At 66.2% G+C, this 14,032-nt stretch carries 14 protein-coding genes; 5 read left to right on the plus strand and 9 right to left on the minus strand.

Features of this window, described 5'->3' with window-relative positions; all coding sequences use genetic code 11:
* The 4 genes from xdhC to uraH all read right to left on the minus strand — a co-directional run.
* A partial coding sequence (xdhC, locus tag NUU27_RS08240; protein ID WP_257761609.1) for a xanthine dehydrogenase accessory protein XdhC occupies window positions 1-709 on the minus strand: 709 nt, incomplete at its 3' end.
* Between the two features lie 249 nt (window positions 710-958).
* Window positions 959-3,295 (minus strand): xanthine dehydrogenase molybdopterin binding subunit, encoded by a 2,337-nt coding sequence (gene xdhB / locus NUU27_RS08245; RefSeq protein ID WP_257761610.1) that lies wholly within the window; start codon window positions 3,293-3,295, stop codon window positions 959-961.
* Between the two features lie 2 nt (window positions 3,296-3,297).
* A complete protein-coding gene (gene xdhA, locus NUU27_RS08250) occupies window positions 3,298-4,767 on the minus strand; it encodes a xanthine dehydrogenase small subunit (protein WP_257761611.1) in 1,470 nt (489 codons plus the stop codon).
* Entirely contained in the window at window positions 4,767-5,132 is a 366-nt protein-coding gene (uraH, locus tag NUU27_RS08255; RefSeq protein ID WP_257761612.1) for a hydroxyisourate hydrolase, read from the minus strand. Before uraH ends, xdhA begins: the two co-directional genes overlap by 1 nt.
* Before the next feature lie 167 nt (window positions 5,133-5,299).
* On the opposite strand from uraH, the gene puuE reads away from it, so the two are divergent.
* From puuE to NUU27_RS08275, 4 genes are read left to right on the plus strand one after another with little or no spacing between them, the layout of a single operon-like run.
* Entirely contained in the window at window positions 5,300-6,736 is a 1,437-nt protein-coding gene (gene puuE, locus NUU27_RS08260; RefSeq protein WP_257761613.1) for an allantoinase PuuE, read from the plus strand.
* Between the two features lie 16 nt (window positions 6,737-6,752).
* A complete protein-coding gene (locus NUU27_RS08265; protein ID WP_257761614.1) occupies window positions 6,753-7,592 on the plus strand; it encodes a bifunctional allantoicase/(S)-ureidoglycine aminohydrolase in 840 nt (279 codons plus the stop codon).
* The gene (locus NUU27_RS08270) at window positions 7,589-8,089 is read left to right on the plus strand and encodes an ureidoglycolate lyase (RefSeq protein WP_257761615.1); all 501 of its coding nucleotides are present in this window, start codon (window positions 7,589-7,591) and stop codon (window positions 8,087-8,089) included. The genes NUU27_RS08265 and NUU27_RS08270 overlap by 4 nt, the downstream gene beginning before the upstream one ends.
* On the plus strand, window positions 8,086-8,685 hold the full coding sequence (locus NUU27_RS08275; RefSeq protein WP_257761616.1) for a nucleoside deaminase: 600 nt from the start codon (window positions 8,086-8,088) through the stop codon (window positions 8,683-8,685). Before NUU27_RS08270 ends, NUU27_RS08275 begins: the two co-directional genes overlap by 4 nt.
* Window positions 8,686-8,943: 258 nt before the next feature.
* On the opposite strand, the gene pcaF is transcribed toward NUU27_RS08275, so the two are convergent.
* The 3 genes from pcaF to NUU27_RS08290 are packed head-to-tail and all read right to left on the minus strand — an operon-like array spanning window position 8,944 to window position 11,798.
* Window positions 8,944-10,149: a 3-oxoadipyl-CoA thiolase gene (gene pcaF, locus NUU27_RS08280; protein ID WP_257761617.1), complete on the minus strand. Its 1,206-nt coding sequence runs from the start codon at window positions 10,147-10,149 to the stop codon at window positions 8,944-8,946.
* A gap of 18 nt (window positions 10,150-10,167) precedes the next feature.
* A complete protein-coding gene (locus NUU27_RS08285; RefSeq protein ID WP_257761618.1) occupies window positions 10,168-10,944 on the minus strand; it encodes a CoA-transferase subunit beta in 777 nt (258 codons plus the stop codon).
* The gene (locus NUU27_RS08290; protein WP_257761619.1) at window positions 10,941-11,798 is read right to left on the minus strand and encodes a CoA transferase subunit A; all 858 of its coding nucleotides are present in this window, start codon (window positions 11,796-11,798) and stop codon (window positions 10,941-10,943) included. The genes NUU27_RS08285 and NUU27_RS08290 overlap by 4 nt, the downstream gene beginning before the upstream one ends.
* A gap of 57 nt (window positions 11,799-11,855) precedes the next feature.
* Here NUU27_RS08290 and NUU27_RS08295 point away from each other — a divergent pair, with 57 nt between their 5' ends.
* A complete protein-coding gene (locus NUU27_RS08295) occupies window positions 11,856-12,656 on the plus strand; it encodes an IclR family transcriptional regulator C-terminal domain-containing protein (protein WP_257761620.1) in 801 nt (266 codons plus the stop codon).
* A gap of 29 nt (window positions 12,657-12,685) precedes the next feature.
* On the opposite strand, the gene NUU27_RS08300 is transcribed toward NUU27_RS08295, so the two are convergent.
* A complete protein-coding gene (locus tag NUU27_RS08300; protein ID WP_257761621.1) occupies window positions 12,686-12,928 on the minus strand; it encodes a hypothetical protein in 243 nt (80 codons plus the stop codon).
* A 122-nt stretch (window positions 12,929-13,050) separates the two neighbouring features.
* The gene (locus NUU27_RS08305) at window positions 13,051-13,959 is read right to left on the minus strand and encodes a LysR family transcriptional regulator (protein ID WP_257761622.1); all 909 of its coding nucleotides are present in this window, start codon (window positions 13,957-13,959) and stop codon (window positions 13,051-13,053) included.
* Window positions 13,960-14,032: the final 73 nt, after the last annotated feature.

Here is a 14,032-nt window from a genome sequence, read left to right on the forward strand (position 1 = left end):
CGAGCCGCGCGAACCGCGTCTCGTCACCCCCGTTCTTCAGGAACCAGCTTCTGAAGGTCGCGCGCTTGGTCTTCGAGCCGATCATCCCGACATAGGCTGCATCCTGCCGCGCGAGGGCCTCCGCGGTGATCATGAAATCGAGCGCATGGTCGTGGGTCAGGACGACGAAGGCGCTGCCGGGCGGTGCTTCCCGCACGGCTTCCTCGGGCAGGGCCGTGAGGCGCGTCTCGACATCGTCCGGAAGACCTTCGAGAGCCTCCTTGCGCGTCTCGATCACGCTCACCCGCACCGGCAGCAGGGCGAGCGCGGAGGCAAGGGCGTGCCCCACATGCCCGCCGCCGAAGAGAAGAGCCTCAGGCCGCGCCAGATCGGCCGCCTCCGCCCGCCGCTCGAGGTCGCGCTGCATATCTGCATCGACGATGCCGATCTCGAGCGCCACGCGCCCTCCGCAACATTGACCGATCTCGGGGCCGAGCGGAATGTCGAGCGTTCCCTCGGCGATGTTGTCGGCGATCAGCTCGCGCGCCTTGTCGATCGCCAGGAATTCGAGCTGCCCGCCCCCGATCGTGCCCAGCGTCCTATCCGGCGCGACGAGCATCCAGGCGCCTTCCTCGCGTGGCGTCGAGCCCCGAGCCCGGCGCACCTCCACCAGCGCCGCTGCGGGCACAGCCTCCAGAAAGGCTTTCAGGCGTGTGGCAATCGCACTCATGACATCCGCAGTCCCTAAAGCATTTTGCAGTCAGGTGAAATCACCTGACGACCGCATAAATGCGGAAAAATAAAGAGATGGAACGGGACAGCGTTTCCATGAAACGATGAACCGATCTAGTGGCCTGACCGAAACAGATGGTACCCATCTGTTTCGACAAGTCAGCCCACAAGCTATTGATCTGGTGGGGCGATTTTTCCCAACAGATGGGTACCATCTGTTGGGATCGCACCACTGGAACCGGCGGCGCTACCGCGCCGCCCGCAGCCGCTCCACCGCCATCAGCACGCGCTCGGGCGTCGCCGGCGCATCGAGGCGCGGGCAGATCCGATGACCGGCCACACTCGCCACCGCGTCGGACAAGGCGTGCAGCACCGACATGCCGAGCATGAAGGGTGGCTCTCCCACCGCCTTCGAGCGGTGTACGGTCGGCTCCGCATTCTCGGACCAGTCCGCGAGCGTGACGTTGAACACCTTCGGCCGGTCCGAGGCGAGCGGGATCTTGTAGGTCGACGGGGCATGCGTGCGCAGCCGCCCCTTGTCGTCCCAGATCAGTTCCTCCGTCGTCAGCCAGCCCATGCCCTGGATGAAGCCGCCCTCGATCTGGCCGAGGTCGATGACCCGGTTCAAAGACCGGCCGGTCTCGTGCAGGATATCCACCCGCTCGACCATGTATTCGCCGGTCAGCGTGTCGACCGAGACCTCGGCGCAGGCGGCCCCATAGGCGAAATAATAAAAGGGATGGCCGCGACCCTTCTCGCGGTCCCAATGGATCTTCGGCGTCTTGTAGAAGCCGGCCGCGGAGAGCTGCACGCGGGCCATGTAGGCCTGCTTGATCAGATCGGCGAAGGGAATTTCCTGGTTGCCGACGCGGACACGTCCGGGCAGGAAGACGACCTGGTCCTTCGGAACCTCGTAGTGTCCGGCGGCGAAATCCACCAGCCGGCCCTTGATCTGCTGTGCCGCGTTCTGTGCCGCCATCCCGTTGAGATCGGAGCCGGAGGACGCCGCCGTCGCCGAGGTGTTCGGCACCTTGCCGGTGGTCGTCGCCGTGATCTTCACCTGGTCGATGTCGATCTGGAACTCCTCGGCCACCACCTGCGCCACCTTCACGTAAAGGCCCTGCCCCATCTCCGTGCCGCCGTGATTGAGATGCACGGAACCGTCCGTATAGACATGCACGAGGGCGCCCGCCTGATTGAAATGGGTGGCGGTGAAGGAGATGCCGAACTTGACAGGCGTCAGCGCCAGACCGCGTTTGACGATCGGGCTGTTGGCGTTGAAGGCCTCGATCTGGCGCCTGCGCTTCCCGTAGTCCGCGCTCTGCTCCAGCTCCTCGACGATGCGCGCGATCACGTTGTCCTCCACCGTCTGGTGGTAAGGCGTGACGTTGCGCGCCGTGGTCCCGTAGATATTCTTCTTGCGGATCTCCAGCGGATCCTTGCCCACCGCGAAGGCGACCTCGTCGATGATGCGTTCCGCGCCGACCATGCCCTGCGGGCCGCCGAAACCGCGGAAGGCGGTGTTCGAGACCGTGTTCGTGTAGAGCGGCGCCGAGACGGCGCGAACCGCCGGGTAATAGTAGGCGTTGTCGCAGTGGAACAGCGCGCGGTCGGTGACCGGACCGGACAGGTCCGATGAAAAGCCGCAGCGCGCCGCATAAGTGAAATCGGTGCCCAGGATGTTGCCGTCGTCGTCGAAGCCGACTTCATAGTCGATCAGGAAATCGTGCCGCTTTCCGGTGGCGGTCATGTCGTCGTCGCGATCCGGCCGGATCTTGACCGGACGGTTGAGGCGCTTGGCCGCCACCGCCGCGATGGCCGCGAACTGATTGCCCTGCGTTTCCTTGCCGCCAAAGCCGCCGCCCATCCTGCGCACTTCGACGGTGACGGCGTGGGAAGCCACCCCCAGCACATGGGCGACCATGTGCTGCACTTCGCTCGGATGCTGCGTCGAGGAATGGACGGTGACGTCGCCATCCTCCCCCGGCATGGCAAAGGCGATCTGGCCCTCCAGGTAGAAATGATCCTGCCCGCCGACGCGCATCCGGCCCTTGATCCGCCGCGGTGCGTTGGCGATCGCTTCCTCGGCGCTGCCGCGTTGGAGCTTCAACGGCTTGGTGACGAGCTTCGCGCCAGCCGGCGCGTCGCCGATATCGATCAGCGCCGGCTCCTCGGCATACTCGACCTTTGCCAGGCGGCAGGCACGCCGCGCCGCCTCGCGCGTCTGCGCAATGACTGCGAAGATCGGCTGACCGAAAAACTGCACCTTGTCGGCGGCAAGGACCGGTTCGTCATGCAGCCCGGAAGGGCTGATGTCGTTTGCTCCCGGCAGGTCTTCCGCCGTCAGCACATCGACCACGCCGGGGGCCGCCCGGACGGCCTCGAGGTTCATGGACAGGATCGCGCCATGGGCGGCCTGCGACAGGCCGAGGCAGGCGTGCAACGTGCCGGCCGGCTCCGGCATATCGTCGATATACGCCGCCTCTCCGGTGACATGCTTGTGCGCGGAATCGTGTCTCTGGTCCGCGGCAACACCGCCGGTGATCTTCGCTTTGGCAAGATCCAGTGCTTCGTGCTTGGTCATGATCACGCCGCCTCGTATCGGGAAACCTGGAGGGGCACATGGCCCGCGACGCCGTCCAGGAAGAAGCGCCGAAGGAGGTTTCTGGCGGCGAGCATACGATAATCCGCCGAGGCCCGCATGTCGGTGATCGGCTTGTAGTCCTCCTCGAATGCCGACAGCGCACCCTCGATGCTCTCGGCCGTCCAGGGCTTGCCGACAAGCGCCGCCTCCACCGCCTTCGCCCGCTTCGGCGTCGCCGCCATGCCGCCATAGGCAATGCGCGCCGACGCGACTTTTCCATCGGCGATGGCGATGTTGAAGGCGCCGAGCACCGCCGTGATGTCCTCGTCGCGACGCTTGGAGATCTTCCAGACTTCAAACCGGGTTTCAGCACCGGGAACGGGCACGTTGACCGCCTCCACGAATTCGCCAGGGGCGCGGTCCTGCTTGCCGTAGTCGATGAAGAAATCCTCCAGCGGGATCGTGCGCCGTGCACCGCCCTTGCGCAGCGTCAGCGTCGCGCCGAGGGCGATCAGCGGCGGCGGCGTGTCGCCGATGGGCGAACCGTTGGCGATGTTGCCGCCGATGGTTCCCATGTTGCGGACCTGCTCGCCGCCGATGCGATCGATCAGGTCTGCGAGCGGCGGGATGCGCCGGGCAAGCAATGCGAAAGCTTCGGTGTAGCTGACGCCGGCACCGATGCGGATCACGTTCCCGTCCTCCTCGATCCCGTGCAATTCGTCCAATCCGCCGATGAAGACGACCGGCGCGATGTCGCGCATGAGCTTCGTCACCCATAAGCCGACATCGGTCGCCCCGGCGACGATGGTCGCCTTGGGTTCGGCCTCGAGCACGGCCGCCAGATCGTCGAGGCTGGCGGGCACGACGAGGCGCTCCCCGCCCGAACCGATCTCGACCCGTGCGCCGTCCTTCATGGCGACAAGGCTTTTGGTCACGGCATCCCGTTCGGCTTTCAGCGGGTCGGCCGACGCATCGCCGTAGCTCGAGATCGCGTGCGCCGCCCGCACGATCGGCTCGTACCCGGTGCAGCGGCAGAGATTGCCCTGCAGAGCCTTCTCGATGGCCCTGTCGGAAGGCTGCGGCTCGCGCATCCACAGCGCGTAGAGGGACATGACGAAGCCGGGCGTGCAGAACCCGCATTGCGAGCCGTGATAATCCACCATGGCCTGCTGAACCGGGTGCAGCCCGCCGTCCGGCCGCTTGAGATGCTCCACCGTCACGACGTGACAGCCGTCGAGCGAGCCCACAAAGCGGATGCAGGCATTGACGCTTTCATAGACGAGCCCGCCCGCCTGCAGGCGCCCCACCAGCACCGTGCAGGCGCCGCAATCGCCTTCCGCGCAGCCTTCCTTGGTGCCGGTCAGGCGGCGCTGGAGCCGCAGATGGTCGAGCAGGGTCTCGTCCGGCTTCACATCGCGCAGGGCGACCGCCTCGCCGTTCAGCAGGAAGCGGATTTCGTCGCGTGTTTTCATCAGCTTCCCCTGTAAGTGGAGTAGCCGTAGGGCGAGACAAGCAGAGGCACGTGATAATGGGCCTTTTCCGCCATCCCGAAGCGAATGGGAACCTGGTCCAGAAAGGCCGGTGCCGGCAGCCTCACGTGCTGCGCACGCAGATAATTGCCCACCTCGAACACCAGCTCGTACTGACCGATCTGGAACGCCGAACCCTCGAGCAGCGGCGCATCGCAACGCCCGTCGCCATTGGTCCTTACCGTCTTGACGTGGGTACGGCCCTCGCCTTCGATGCGGTAGAGCGCGATTTCCATCCCGGCGGCCGGGCTTCCACTGGCCGTATCCAACACATGGGTCGTCAGGCGACCCTCGCCCGCATTGCTCATGCGGCCTCCCTTCCTTCTTTCGTCATCGGCTCGATTGTGCGGCAAATCCTTTGCGAGCATAAGGGGCTGCGCGGCAGATCGATAACAAAAGACTTTCAAATTTTTCGGCAAAGTGCCCACCCTATTCCTTCGACTATCTTTGGCAATGAAGATCAACGGACGAGAGCATGACCCGCTATCTGAGAAACATGATCGGCTACGGCCCGACTCCGCCCGACCCACGCTGGCCGGGTGGCGCGCAGGTGGCCGTCCAGTTCGTCGTCAACTACGAGGAAGGCGGCGAGAACTGCATTCTGCATGGTGACGAGGCTTCCGAAGCGTTCCTGTCGGAGGTGGTGGGCGCCGCCCCATGGGTCGGCATGCGCCACTGGAACATGGAATCGATCTATGAATACGGTTCGCGGGCCGGCTTCTGGCGGCTGCACCGCATGTTCACCGCCGCCCAGGTTCCGGTCACCGTATTCGGCGTCGCCACCGCCCTTGCCCGCAGCCCCGACCAGGTGGCGGCGATGCAGGACGCCGGCTGGGAGATCGCCTCGCACGGCCTGAAGTGGATCGACTACCGTTCGCACTCCGAGGAGAGCGAGCGCCGGGACCTCCTGGAAGCGATCCGCCTGCACACGGAGGTGGTGGGCGAGCGCCCGCGCGGCCTCTATCTCGGGCGCACCTCGGTCAATTCCGTCAAGCTCGCCATCGAGGAAGGCGGGTTCGACTGGATTTCCGACACCTATGACGACGACCTTCCCTACTGGATCGATCATGACGGCCAGGGCAATGCCACGCGGCCGCAGCTCGTCGTTCCCTACACGCTCGACGCCAACGACATGCGCTTCGCCACCCCGCAGGGGTTCAACTCCGGCGACCAGTTCTTCGCCTATCTCAAGGACGCCTTCGACACGCTCTATGCCGAGGGAGCTGCCGGACGGCCGGCGATGATGAGCATCGGCCTTCACTGCCGGCTGATCGGACGGCCCGGGCGGGCGGCGGCGCTGCAGCGCTTCATCGACTACGTGAAGGGCCATGACCGGGTGTGGATAGCGACGCGCGGCGCCATCGCCACCCACTGGCGCGAACACCACCCCTACCAGGCACCGGCCCTGCGCCCGAGCCGCATGGGCGAGGCCGAATTCATCGAGCGCTTTGGCGGCATCTATGAGCATTCGCCGTGGATCGCCGAACGGGCGGCGAAGCTGGAGCTCGGCCCGGCGCACGACACGGCGGGCGGCCTCGCCAACGCACTGGCGCGCGTCTTCCGCTCGGCCAGCGAGGTCGAGCGTCTCGGCGTGTTGACAGCCCACCCCGACCTTGCGGGCAAGCTGGCGGCGGCGAGGCGCCTGACCGCGGAATCGACCAGGGAACAGGCCTCCGCCGGGCTCGATGCGCTGACCGACGAAGAGCGCGCGCGCTTCACGGAGCTGAACACGGCCTACACCGGCAAGTTCGGCTTCCCCTTCATCATCGCCGTCAAGGACAATACCAGGGACAGCATCCTCGAAGCGTTCCGCACGCGCCTCGAGAACAGCCGCGAAAAGGAGTTCGCCACCGCCTGCAGGCAGGTGGAGCGGATCGCCTATCTGCGGTTGAAAGACCTCCTGCCCGCGTGAGACACAGGACCCGCAAATGAGCGCACGCAGCTATTACGCACCGCAAGGCGGCCACCCGCCGCAAACCCAGCTCCTCACCGACCGCGCCGTCTTCACGGAAGCCTATGCGCTGATGCCCAGGGGCGTCATGCAGGACATCGTGACGAGCTACCTGCCCTTCTGGGAGAAGAGCCGGTGCTGGGTGATCGCCCGTCCGCTGTCGGGCTTTGCCGAGACCTTTTCGCAATACATCATGGAGGTGCAGCCGGGCGGCGGCAGCGAGCGGCCGGAACCGGACGCGGGCGCCGAGGGCGTGCTGTTCGTCGTCGAAGGCGAGTTGACGGTCGAGCTCGGCGGGCGGTCTCATCTCATGACGCCGGGCGGCTATGCTTTCCTGCCGCCGGCCAGCGGCTGGACGGCTCGCAACGCCGGAACGGCACCGGCGCGCTTCCATTGGATCCGCAAGGCCTACGAGGCCGTGCCCGGTCTCGACGCGCCGGAGCCGATCTTCGTCAACGAGGCCGAGATCGAGCCCGCGCCCATGCCGGGGACGCAGGGCAAATGGGCGACGACGCGTTTCGTCGACCCGGGCGACCTGCGCCACGACATGCACGTGACCGTCGTCACCTTCGAGCCGGGAGCGGTCATTCCCTTCGCCGAGACCCATGTGATGGAACACGGTCTCTACGTGCTGGAGGGCAAGGCGGTCTACCGGCTCAACCGGGATTGGGTCGAGGTGGAGGCCGGCGACTTCATGTGGCTGCGCGCCTTCTGCCCGCAGGCCTGCTATGCCGGCGGCCCGGGGCGTTTCCGATACCTGCTCTACAAGGACGTGAACCGGCACGCCAAGCTTGCAGGGGGTCTCTTCCCGCGATGACCAGCATTGCCGCACAGAGGCTGACACGCCAGGCCTTCGCCCCCTTCGGCGACGTGATCGAGACCGAAGGTGCCGAAAGCTTCCTGATCAACGGGGGCAAGTGCCGCCGCTTTCATGATCTGGCGAGAGTGGAGGCCGCGGGCGACAATGCCCGCGTTCTCATCAACCTCTTCCGCGGTCAGCCCTATGACTTTCCCCTGCGGCTCGCCATGGTGGAGCGCCACCCGCTCGGCAGCCAGGCCTTCATGCCGCTCACGCCGAACCCCTTCCTGGTCGTCGTCTGCCCCGATGAGGACGGAAAGCCCGGCATGCCGCAGGCCTTCGTCACCGGCCCCGGCCAGGGCGTGAACTATGCGCGCGGCACGTGGCACGGCGTGCTGACGCCGATCGGCGGCGAGCAGGAGTTCCTGGTCGTCGACCGCGGCGGCGACGGCGGCAACCTCGAAGAGTATTTTTTCCCCGAACCTCATCTCATCACCTTGCCGGACCCGCTATGACGAGCACCGATGCCGCACTGGTCAACCGCCTTCTCGACGTGGTCGAGATGGAGATCCTGCCGAAGACAGAGAATGGCGTGGCCAAGGGCAACAAACTCTTTGGCGCGGCGATCCTGAGAAAGAGCGATCTGTCGCTGGTGCTGGCCGAGACCAACAACGAGCTGGAAAACCCGCTCTGGCACGGCGAGGTGCACACGCTGAAGCGCTTCTACGAGATGCCGAAGGCGATACGGCCCGACACTCGCGACTGCATTTTCCTGTCGACGCACGAGCCCTGCTCGCTGTGCCTGTCGGCGATCACCTGGACCGGCTTCGACAATTTCTACTATCTCTTCAGCCACGAGGATTCGCGCGATTCCTTCGCCATTCCGCACGACCTGAAGATCCTGAAGGAGGTCTTCACGCTCGATCCCGGCGGCTACAATGCCCAGAACGCCTTCTGGAAGAGCTTTGCCATCGCCCGGCTCGCCGCCGGCCTGCCCGAGGCCGAGGCCGGTCCCGCCCTGGCGCGCATAGAGCGGCTCGCCACCGCCTATCGGGCGCTGTCCGACGCCTACCAGGCCGGCAAGGCTGAGAACGACATTCCGCTGAACTGAAGGGTGGGGTCCCGGTTTTTCTGGCTGGTGGGTGCGTTGGTCGCACCACTCTATTGTTTTTTCAGGCGCGCACCACCGCGCCCCGCCGGCCGCTGCCCCTCATCCGCCTGCCGGCACCTTCTCCCCGCAAGCGGGGAGAAGGAGGATGGTCGAAATGGCGAGCCTCGACGTCTATGCCCCTTCTCCCCGTTTGCGGGGAGAAGGTGAGGATGAGGGGCGAGCGCCAGCGGGTGCGATTGGCCGTACCGGGATAACGCGCTACACCCGCTCCATCGCCAGCGCGATGCCCTGGCCGACGCCGATGCACATCGTCGCCAGCGCCAGCCTGCCGCCGCGCTCGGACAGTTCGAGTGCCGCGGTGCCACAGATGCGGGCGCCGGACATGCCGAGCGGATGACCGAGCGCGATGGCACCGCCATTGGGATTCACATGCGCTGCATCCTCGGCAATGCCGAGCTCACGCAGCACCGCGATGCCCTGCGCGGCAAAGGCCTCGTTCAATTCGATGACGTCGAAATCCGCCGGCTTCAGGCCGAGCCGGGCGCAAAGCTTCCGCGTCGCCGGCGCCGGGCCGATGCCCATGATGCGCGGCGCAACGCCCGCCGTCGCGCCGCCGAGGATGCGGGCGATGGGGGTGAGCCCATATTTCTTCGCCGCCGCCTCCGAAGCGATGATCAGGGCCGCCGCGCCATCGTTGACGCCGGAAGCGTTGCCGGCCGTCACTGTGCCGCCCTCGCGGAACGGCGTCGGCAGCCTGGCCAGGGATTCGACCGTGGTGCCGGGGCGCGGATGCTCGTCCTTGTCGACCACGACCGGATCGCCCTTGCGCTGCGGGATGGTGACCGGCACGATCTCCTTGGCGAGCCGCCCGCTCTCCTGGGCGGCAACGGCCTTGTTTTGGCTGCGTACGGCGAAGGCGTCCTGATCGGCACGGCCGACGGAGAACTCTTCCGCCACGTTCTCGCCCGTCTCGGGCATCGAATCGATGCCGTACTGCTTCTTCAGCACCCGGTTGACGAAACGCCAGCCGATGGTGGTGTCGTAAATCTCCGCATTGCGCGAGAAGGCGGTCTCGGCCTTCGGCATGACGAAGGGCGCGCGGCTCATGGATTCGATGCCGCCCGCGATCATGATCTCCGCCTCGCCCGCCTTGATGGCACGCGCGGCGATGGTGACGGCATCCATGCCGGAACCGCACAACCGGTTGACCGTCGAGCCCGGCACGTCGATCGGAAGCCCCGCCAGGAGCACGGCCATGCGGGCGACGTTGCGGTTGTCCTCGCCCGCCTGGTTGGCGCAGCCATAAAAGACGTCGTCGAGCGCCGCCCAGTCCACCTTCGGGTTGCGCTCGACGAGCGCCTTTATAGGCGCCGCCGCCAGATCGTCGGCCCGGACCGAGGACAACACGCCGCCGAAGCGGCCGATGGGCGTGCGGATGTAATCGCAGATGAAGGCTTCAGCCATGATGCGGGGTTCTCCAGTTCATGCGCCCTTATGGGCCCTGTCCGTGCGTGCTTTCAAGTCACGCAATGTCGCAAGCTCGAGCTCGGTGGGTGGCGGGGTCTGGTCGAGGGCTTCGGCGAACTTCACCGTCCAGCCGCAGGTCTCCTGCACCATCTCGCGTGTCGCGCCCGGATGCAGCGAGACGACGGTGAACTCCTTCGTCTCGGGATCCGGCTTCCACACGGCAAGATCGGTGATGAGCAGGGTCGGACCCTTGGTGTCGATGCCGAGGCGCTTGCGGTGGTCGCCGCCCTCGCCATGGCCGAAGGAGGTGTAGAAATCGATCTTCTCGACCATCGCCCGCTTCGACTGGGCAAGCGTGATGTAGACCTCCTGCGAGGAGGAGGCGATTTCCGGCGCCCCGCCGCCGCCCGGCAGCCGCACCTTGGGGCGGGCATAGTCGCCGACCACGGTGGTGTTGATGTTGCCGAATCTGTCGATCTGCGCCGCGCCCAGGAAGCCGATGGTGATGCGCCCGCCCTGCAGCCAGTAGCGGAACATCTCCGGCACCGGCACGGTGGTGAGCGCCGTGTCGCACAATTCGCCGTCGCCGATCGACAGCGGCAGCACGTCGGGCGCGGTGCCGATGGTGCCGGATTCGTAGATCAGGGTGATGTCGGGCGCGTGCGTCAGCCGGGCGATGTTGCAGGCCGCCGACGGCGCGCCGATGCCGACGAAGCAGACGTCCTCGTTTCGCAGCGCCCGCGAGGCGGCGATGGTCATCATCTCGTTGGGGGTGAAATCGGATTTGGTCATCGGGCCACCCTCAGCTTCTCGACGCGCCTGGCGAAATCCTCGGGCGTTGCCCGCAGCACGTTCCGTTCCATCCAGTCGCCGAACAGATCGCGGTCGGCGGCGATCCTGTCCCATTCGAGATATTCGGCGTTGTCGCGGGCGTAGTAGCCGTGCGTGTAGGACGGGTGGGCACCGCCCGGCACCACGGCGATGGCCGCCACGGTCCAGTGCGGCAGGATGGTGAGATTGGGATGCAGGCCGGAAAAGTCCTCCACCACCTCCTCCACCGTGACCACGGCGCGCCGCGCTGCCAGCACCGCCTCCTTCTGGATGCCGACGATGCCCTCGATGAGCACGTTGCCTTTCCTGTCGGCCTTCTGCGCGTGGATGAAGGTCACGTCCGGCCGCAGCGCCGGAACCGCCGCCAGTTCCTCGCCGGTGAAGGGGCAGCGGACGAATTTGATGTTCGGATTGACATGCGCCAGCTCCGCGCCGCGATAGCCGCGGAAAATGGCCGACGGAAGCCCCGCCGCACCCGCTTCGTAGGCATTGGCCATGGCCGCGTGGGAATGCTCCTCGATCTCGATCGGGCGCGGAAAATCATTCTCCACCGCATCGCGCAGGCGCCGCAGAAGGCCAACGCCGGGATTGCCGGCATAGGAGAAGACAAGCTTCCTCGCCATGCCCATGCCGATCATCTGATCGTACACCACATCCGGCGTCATGCGGATCAGCGTCAGGTCGCGGAAGCCCTGGCGGATGGCCTCGTGGGCGGCGGCCGTCGGGATGAGATGGGTGAACCCCTCGAAGGCGACGCTGTCGCCATCCTTGAGGTTGTCCGCGACCGCCTGCGGAAGCGGGACGAAGCGCGCCATGATTCCTCCTCCAAAGTTCGCATTGCGAACATAAGTATTGTATGTGATACTTATTAGATGGAGATCGAAAACGAGTCAAACCCGCCCGCAGCCGCAGGCCGCGATCTGGTGGGATCGCTCGCCAAGGGGCTTGGCGTGGTGGAGATCCTGGCGGAAGCGCCCGGCGGCATGACGCTGACCGAGGTGGCGGCTGCCGCCGGGCTGACGCGCGCCGGCGCGCGCCGGCTGCTGCTCACGCTGGTGGCAAGCGGCTTCGCCCGCCAGGAGGAGCGGCGCTTCGTTCTGTCGGCCAGGCTCTTGTCGCTGACGCGGGCATGGCTGGGCGGCGCCTCGGCCTCTCTGTGGCGTTATGCCGAGCCGATCATGCGCGAGGTCTCCGAGGCGCTTGGCGAATCCTGCTCGGCGGCCGTTCTGGAAGGCGAGGACGTCGTCTATGTGGCGCGCGTGGCGGGACGGCGCATCGTCTCGGTGGCGCTGCATGTGGGCGCGCGGCTGCCCGCCCATTGCACCTCGATGGGCCGCGTGCTGCTGTCAGACCTGGATTCGGCTGAACTCACCCGTTTTCTCGCGCATGCGTCTATCGGCGCCAAGACTGCGAAAACGGTGACGGACAAGGCCGCCCTCGCCGCCAAGGTGGCGCTGGCGCGCCAGCAGGGCTATGCCGTCGTCGACGAGGAACTGGAGCTCGGCCTGCGCTCGATTGCGGTTCCCGTGCGGGACAAATTCGGCCGCATCGTCGCGGCGCTCAACGTCTCCACCCAGTCGGCGCGCTTCACCTGCCCGCAGATGGAGCGGATCCTTCTGCCGCCGCTGCTCGATGCGGCCCGCAAGCTGGAAGACTTTCTGGCGCTGCAATAGCGGCATGTGCAGCAGGCGGGCGGTCTCGCTCATGCCGCGCTCCGTGACGTTTTCGGCTGCTCGATCGCCTCGCGCATGCGGCGCGCCAGGCGTGCCTGCAGGCGGACGGACAGCACATGGTCGAGCACATCGCGCGCTTCCACGGCAGCCTGCCCGCCGGCCACGGCGAACAGGGAATCGACGATGGAGGCCTCCTCCTGCGGCGACAGGAGAGCCTCGATCCGCGCATCGGCTTCGGCGTCCGCACGGGCGGTGTGAATCGGTGTGTTCATGGCTCGGAATCTCTCCCGCGATCCTGACGGGAAGGAGGCGGGCGGATGAATTTTTGACGACAGTTTCTAGGCATGACCACGCCGCGCAGAAGGCTGCGCGGCGGCGGTTGCAGGGCCAAGAATTACTGATGGGCGAGGCTGTGGCGGGGAAAGGCCGGCGGCGGCGGCGTCATGCGATGCAATTCGCCCTGGAGCAGCTCGAAGATGTCGAGCGCCATGCGCAGGTTGAAGCGTTTGTCGTCGAAGAACATGCCGTAGCGCATCTCGAGCCCGCCCGGCAGAACCTCGACGCAATCCCCCAGCACGCCCACCTGCCCGTCGAAGACGAAGCTTGGCAGCGGAGACACGGCGACGCCGGACGACACCAGCCGGATGGCCGTGGCGATGTCGTCGACCTCGCCCAGGACGTCGTAGGAGACCTGGCGCTGCCGCAGCCATTCGCGGGCGGCCATGCCGAGGGGCGACTGCGCGTTGGTCAGCACCACGGGAACCGCCCCTGCAGCGCGCTTCCACTGCTCGGCGATGTCGCGCGAGCCGATCCAGCGCAAAGTGTGGTCGGCGATCAGGTCCGGCCCCATCTCGGAAGGGTAGAGGGCACGAAAGACGGCGTCGATCTGGCCGAGATCGTACATCTCCTCCAGACGACGGGAATCGGCGATGCGCCAGCTCACCGTCTCCCTGATCTTGCCGAGACGGCCCATGCCGCTGAGCAGGAGCGGTGCACAATAGGTGCAAACGCCGACCTTCAGCTTGGAAACGTTCTTTTCGTAGCCCACCGTGCGCAGCCGCCGTTCCAGATCGAGCATCTGGCGGATCAGGCCGGAGATCTCCTCCTTGACGATGATGCGGTTGCCGAGCTTCTTGATCAGCGGTGTGCCGATCGCCTTCTCCAGGCGGCCGAGATGCATGCTGACGGCAGGCTGGCTGATGCCCAGCTTCTGCGCCGCGCCCGTCAGGCTGCGCGTGTCGATGACCGCCTCGGCGGCCCGCAATGTCGCAAACGAAAGTCCATCCTGTTTGTGCATACCCATAGGTTGTGCGCCTCGCTCTTCAAGAGGTGAAACATGAGACCCGACTGACGATGCCGCCGGAACGGCACGCAAC

Origin of the sequence: Nitratireductor sp. ZSWI3 (genome assembly GCF_024655565.1) — a bacterium.
Classification (GTDB): Bacteria; Pseudomonadota; Alphaproteobacteria; order Rhizobiales; family Rhizobiaceae; genus Nitratireductor.

What these genes read in the sequence shown, in the direction of transcription:
- xdhB (WP_257761610.1), bottom strand. Translation starts at nt 3,295, where the DNA reads ATGACCAAGCACGAAGCACTGGATCTTGCCAAAGCGAAGATCACCGGC.
- xdhA (WP_257761611.1), bottom strand. Translation starts at nt 4,767, where the DNA reads ATGAAAACACGCGACGAAATCCGCTTCCTGCTGAACGGCGAGGCGGTC.
- uraH (WP_257761612.1), bottom strand. Translation starts at nt 5,132, where the DNA reads ATGAGCAATGCGGGCGAGGGTCGCCTGACGACCCATGTGTTGGATACG.
- puuE (WP_257761613.1), top strand. Translation starts at nt 5,300, where the DNA reads ATGACCCGCTATCTGAGAAACATGATCGGCTACGGCCCGACTCCGCCC.
- NUU27_RS08265 (WP_257761614.1), top strand. Translation starts at nt 6,753, where the DNA reads ATGAGCGCACGCAGCTATTACGCACCGCAAGGCGGCCACCCGCCGCAA.
- NUU27_RS08270 (WP_257761615.1), top strand. Translation starts at nt 7,589, where the DNA reads ATGACCAGCATTGCCGCACAGAGGCTGACACGCCAGGCCTTCGCCCCC.
- NUU27_RS08275 (WP_257761616.1), top strand. Translation starts at nt 8,086, where the DNA reads ATGACGAGCACCGATGCCGCACTGGTCAACCGCCTTCTCGACGTGGTC.
- pcaF (WP_257761617.1), bottom strand. Translation starts at nt 10,149, where the DNA reads ATGGCTGAAGCCTTCATCTGCGATTACATCCGCACGCCCATCGGCCGC.
- NUU27_RS08285 (WP_257761618.1), bottom strand. Translation starts at nt 10,944, where the DNA reads ATGACCAAATCCGATTTCACCCCCAACGAGATGATGACCATCGCCGCC.
- NUU27_RS08290 (WP_257761619.1), bottom strand. Translation starts at nt 11,798, where the DNA reads ATGGCGCGCTTCGTCCCGCTTCCGCAGGCGGTCGCGGACAACCTCAAG.
- NUU27_RS08295 (WP_257761620.1), top strand. Translation starts at nt 11,856, where the DNA reads ATGGAGATCGAAAACGAGTCAAACCCGCCCGCAGCCGCAGGCCGCGAT.
- NUU27_RS08300 (WP_257761621.1), bottom strand. Translation starts at nt 12,928, where the DNA reads ATGAACACACCGATTCACACCGCCCGTGCGGACGCCGAAGCCGATGCG.
- NUU27_RS08305 (WP_257761622.1), bottom strand. Translation starts at nt 13,959, where the DNA reads ATGGGTATGCACAAACAGGATGGACTTTCGTTTGCGACATTGCGGGCC.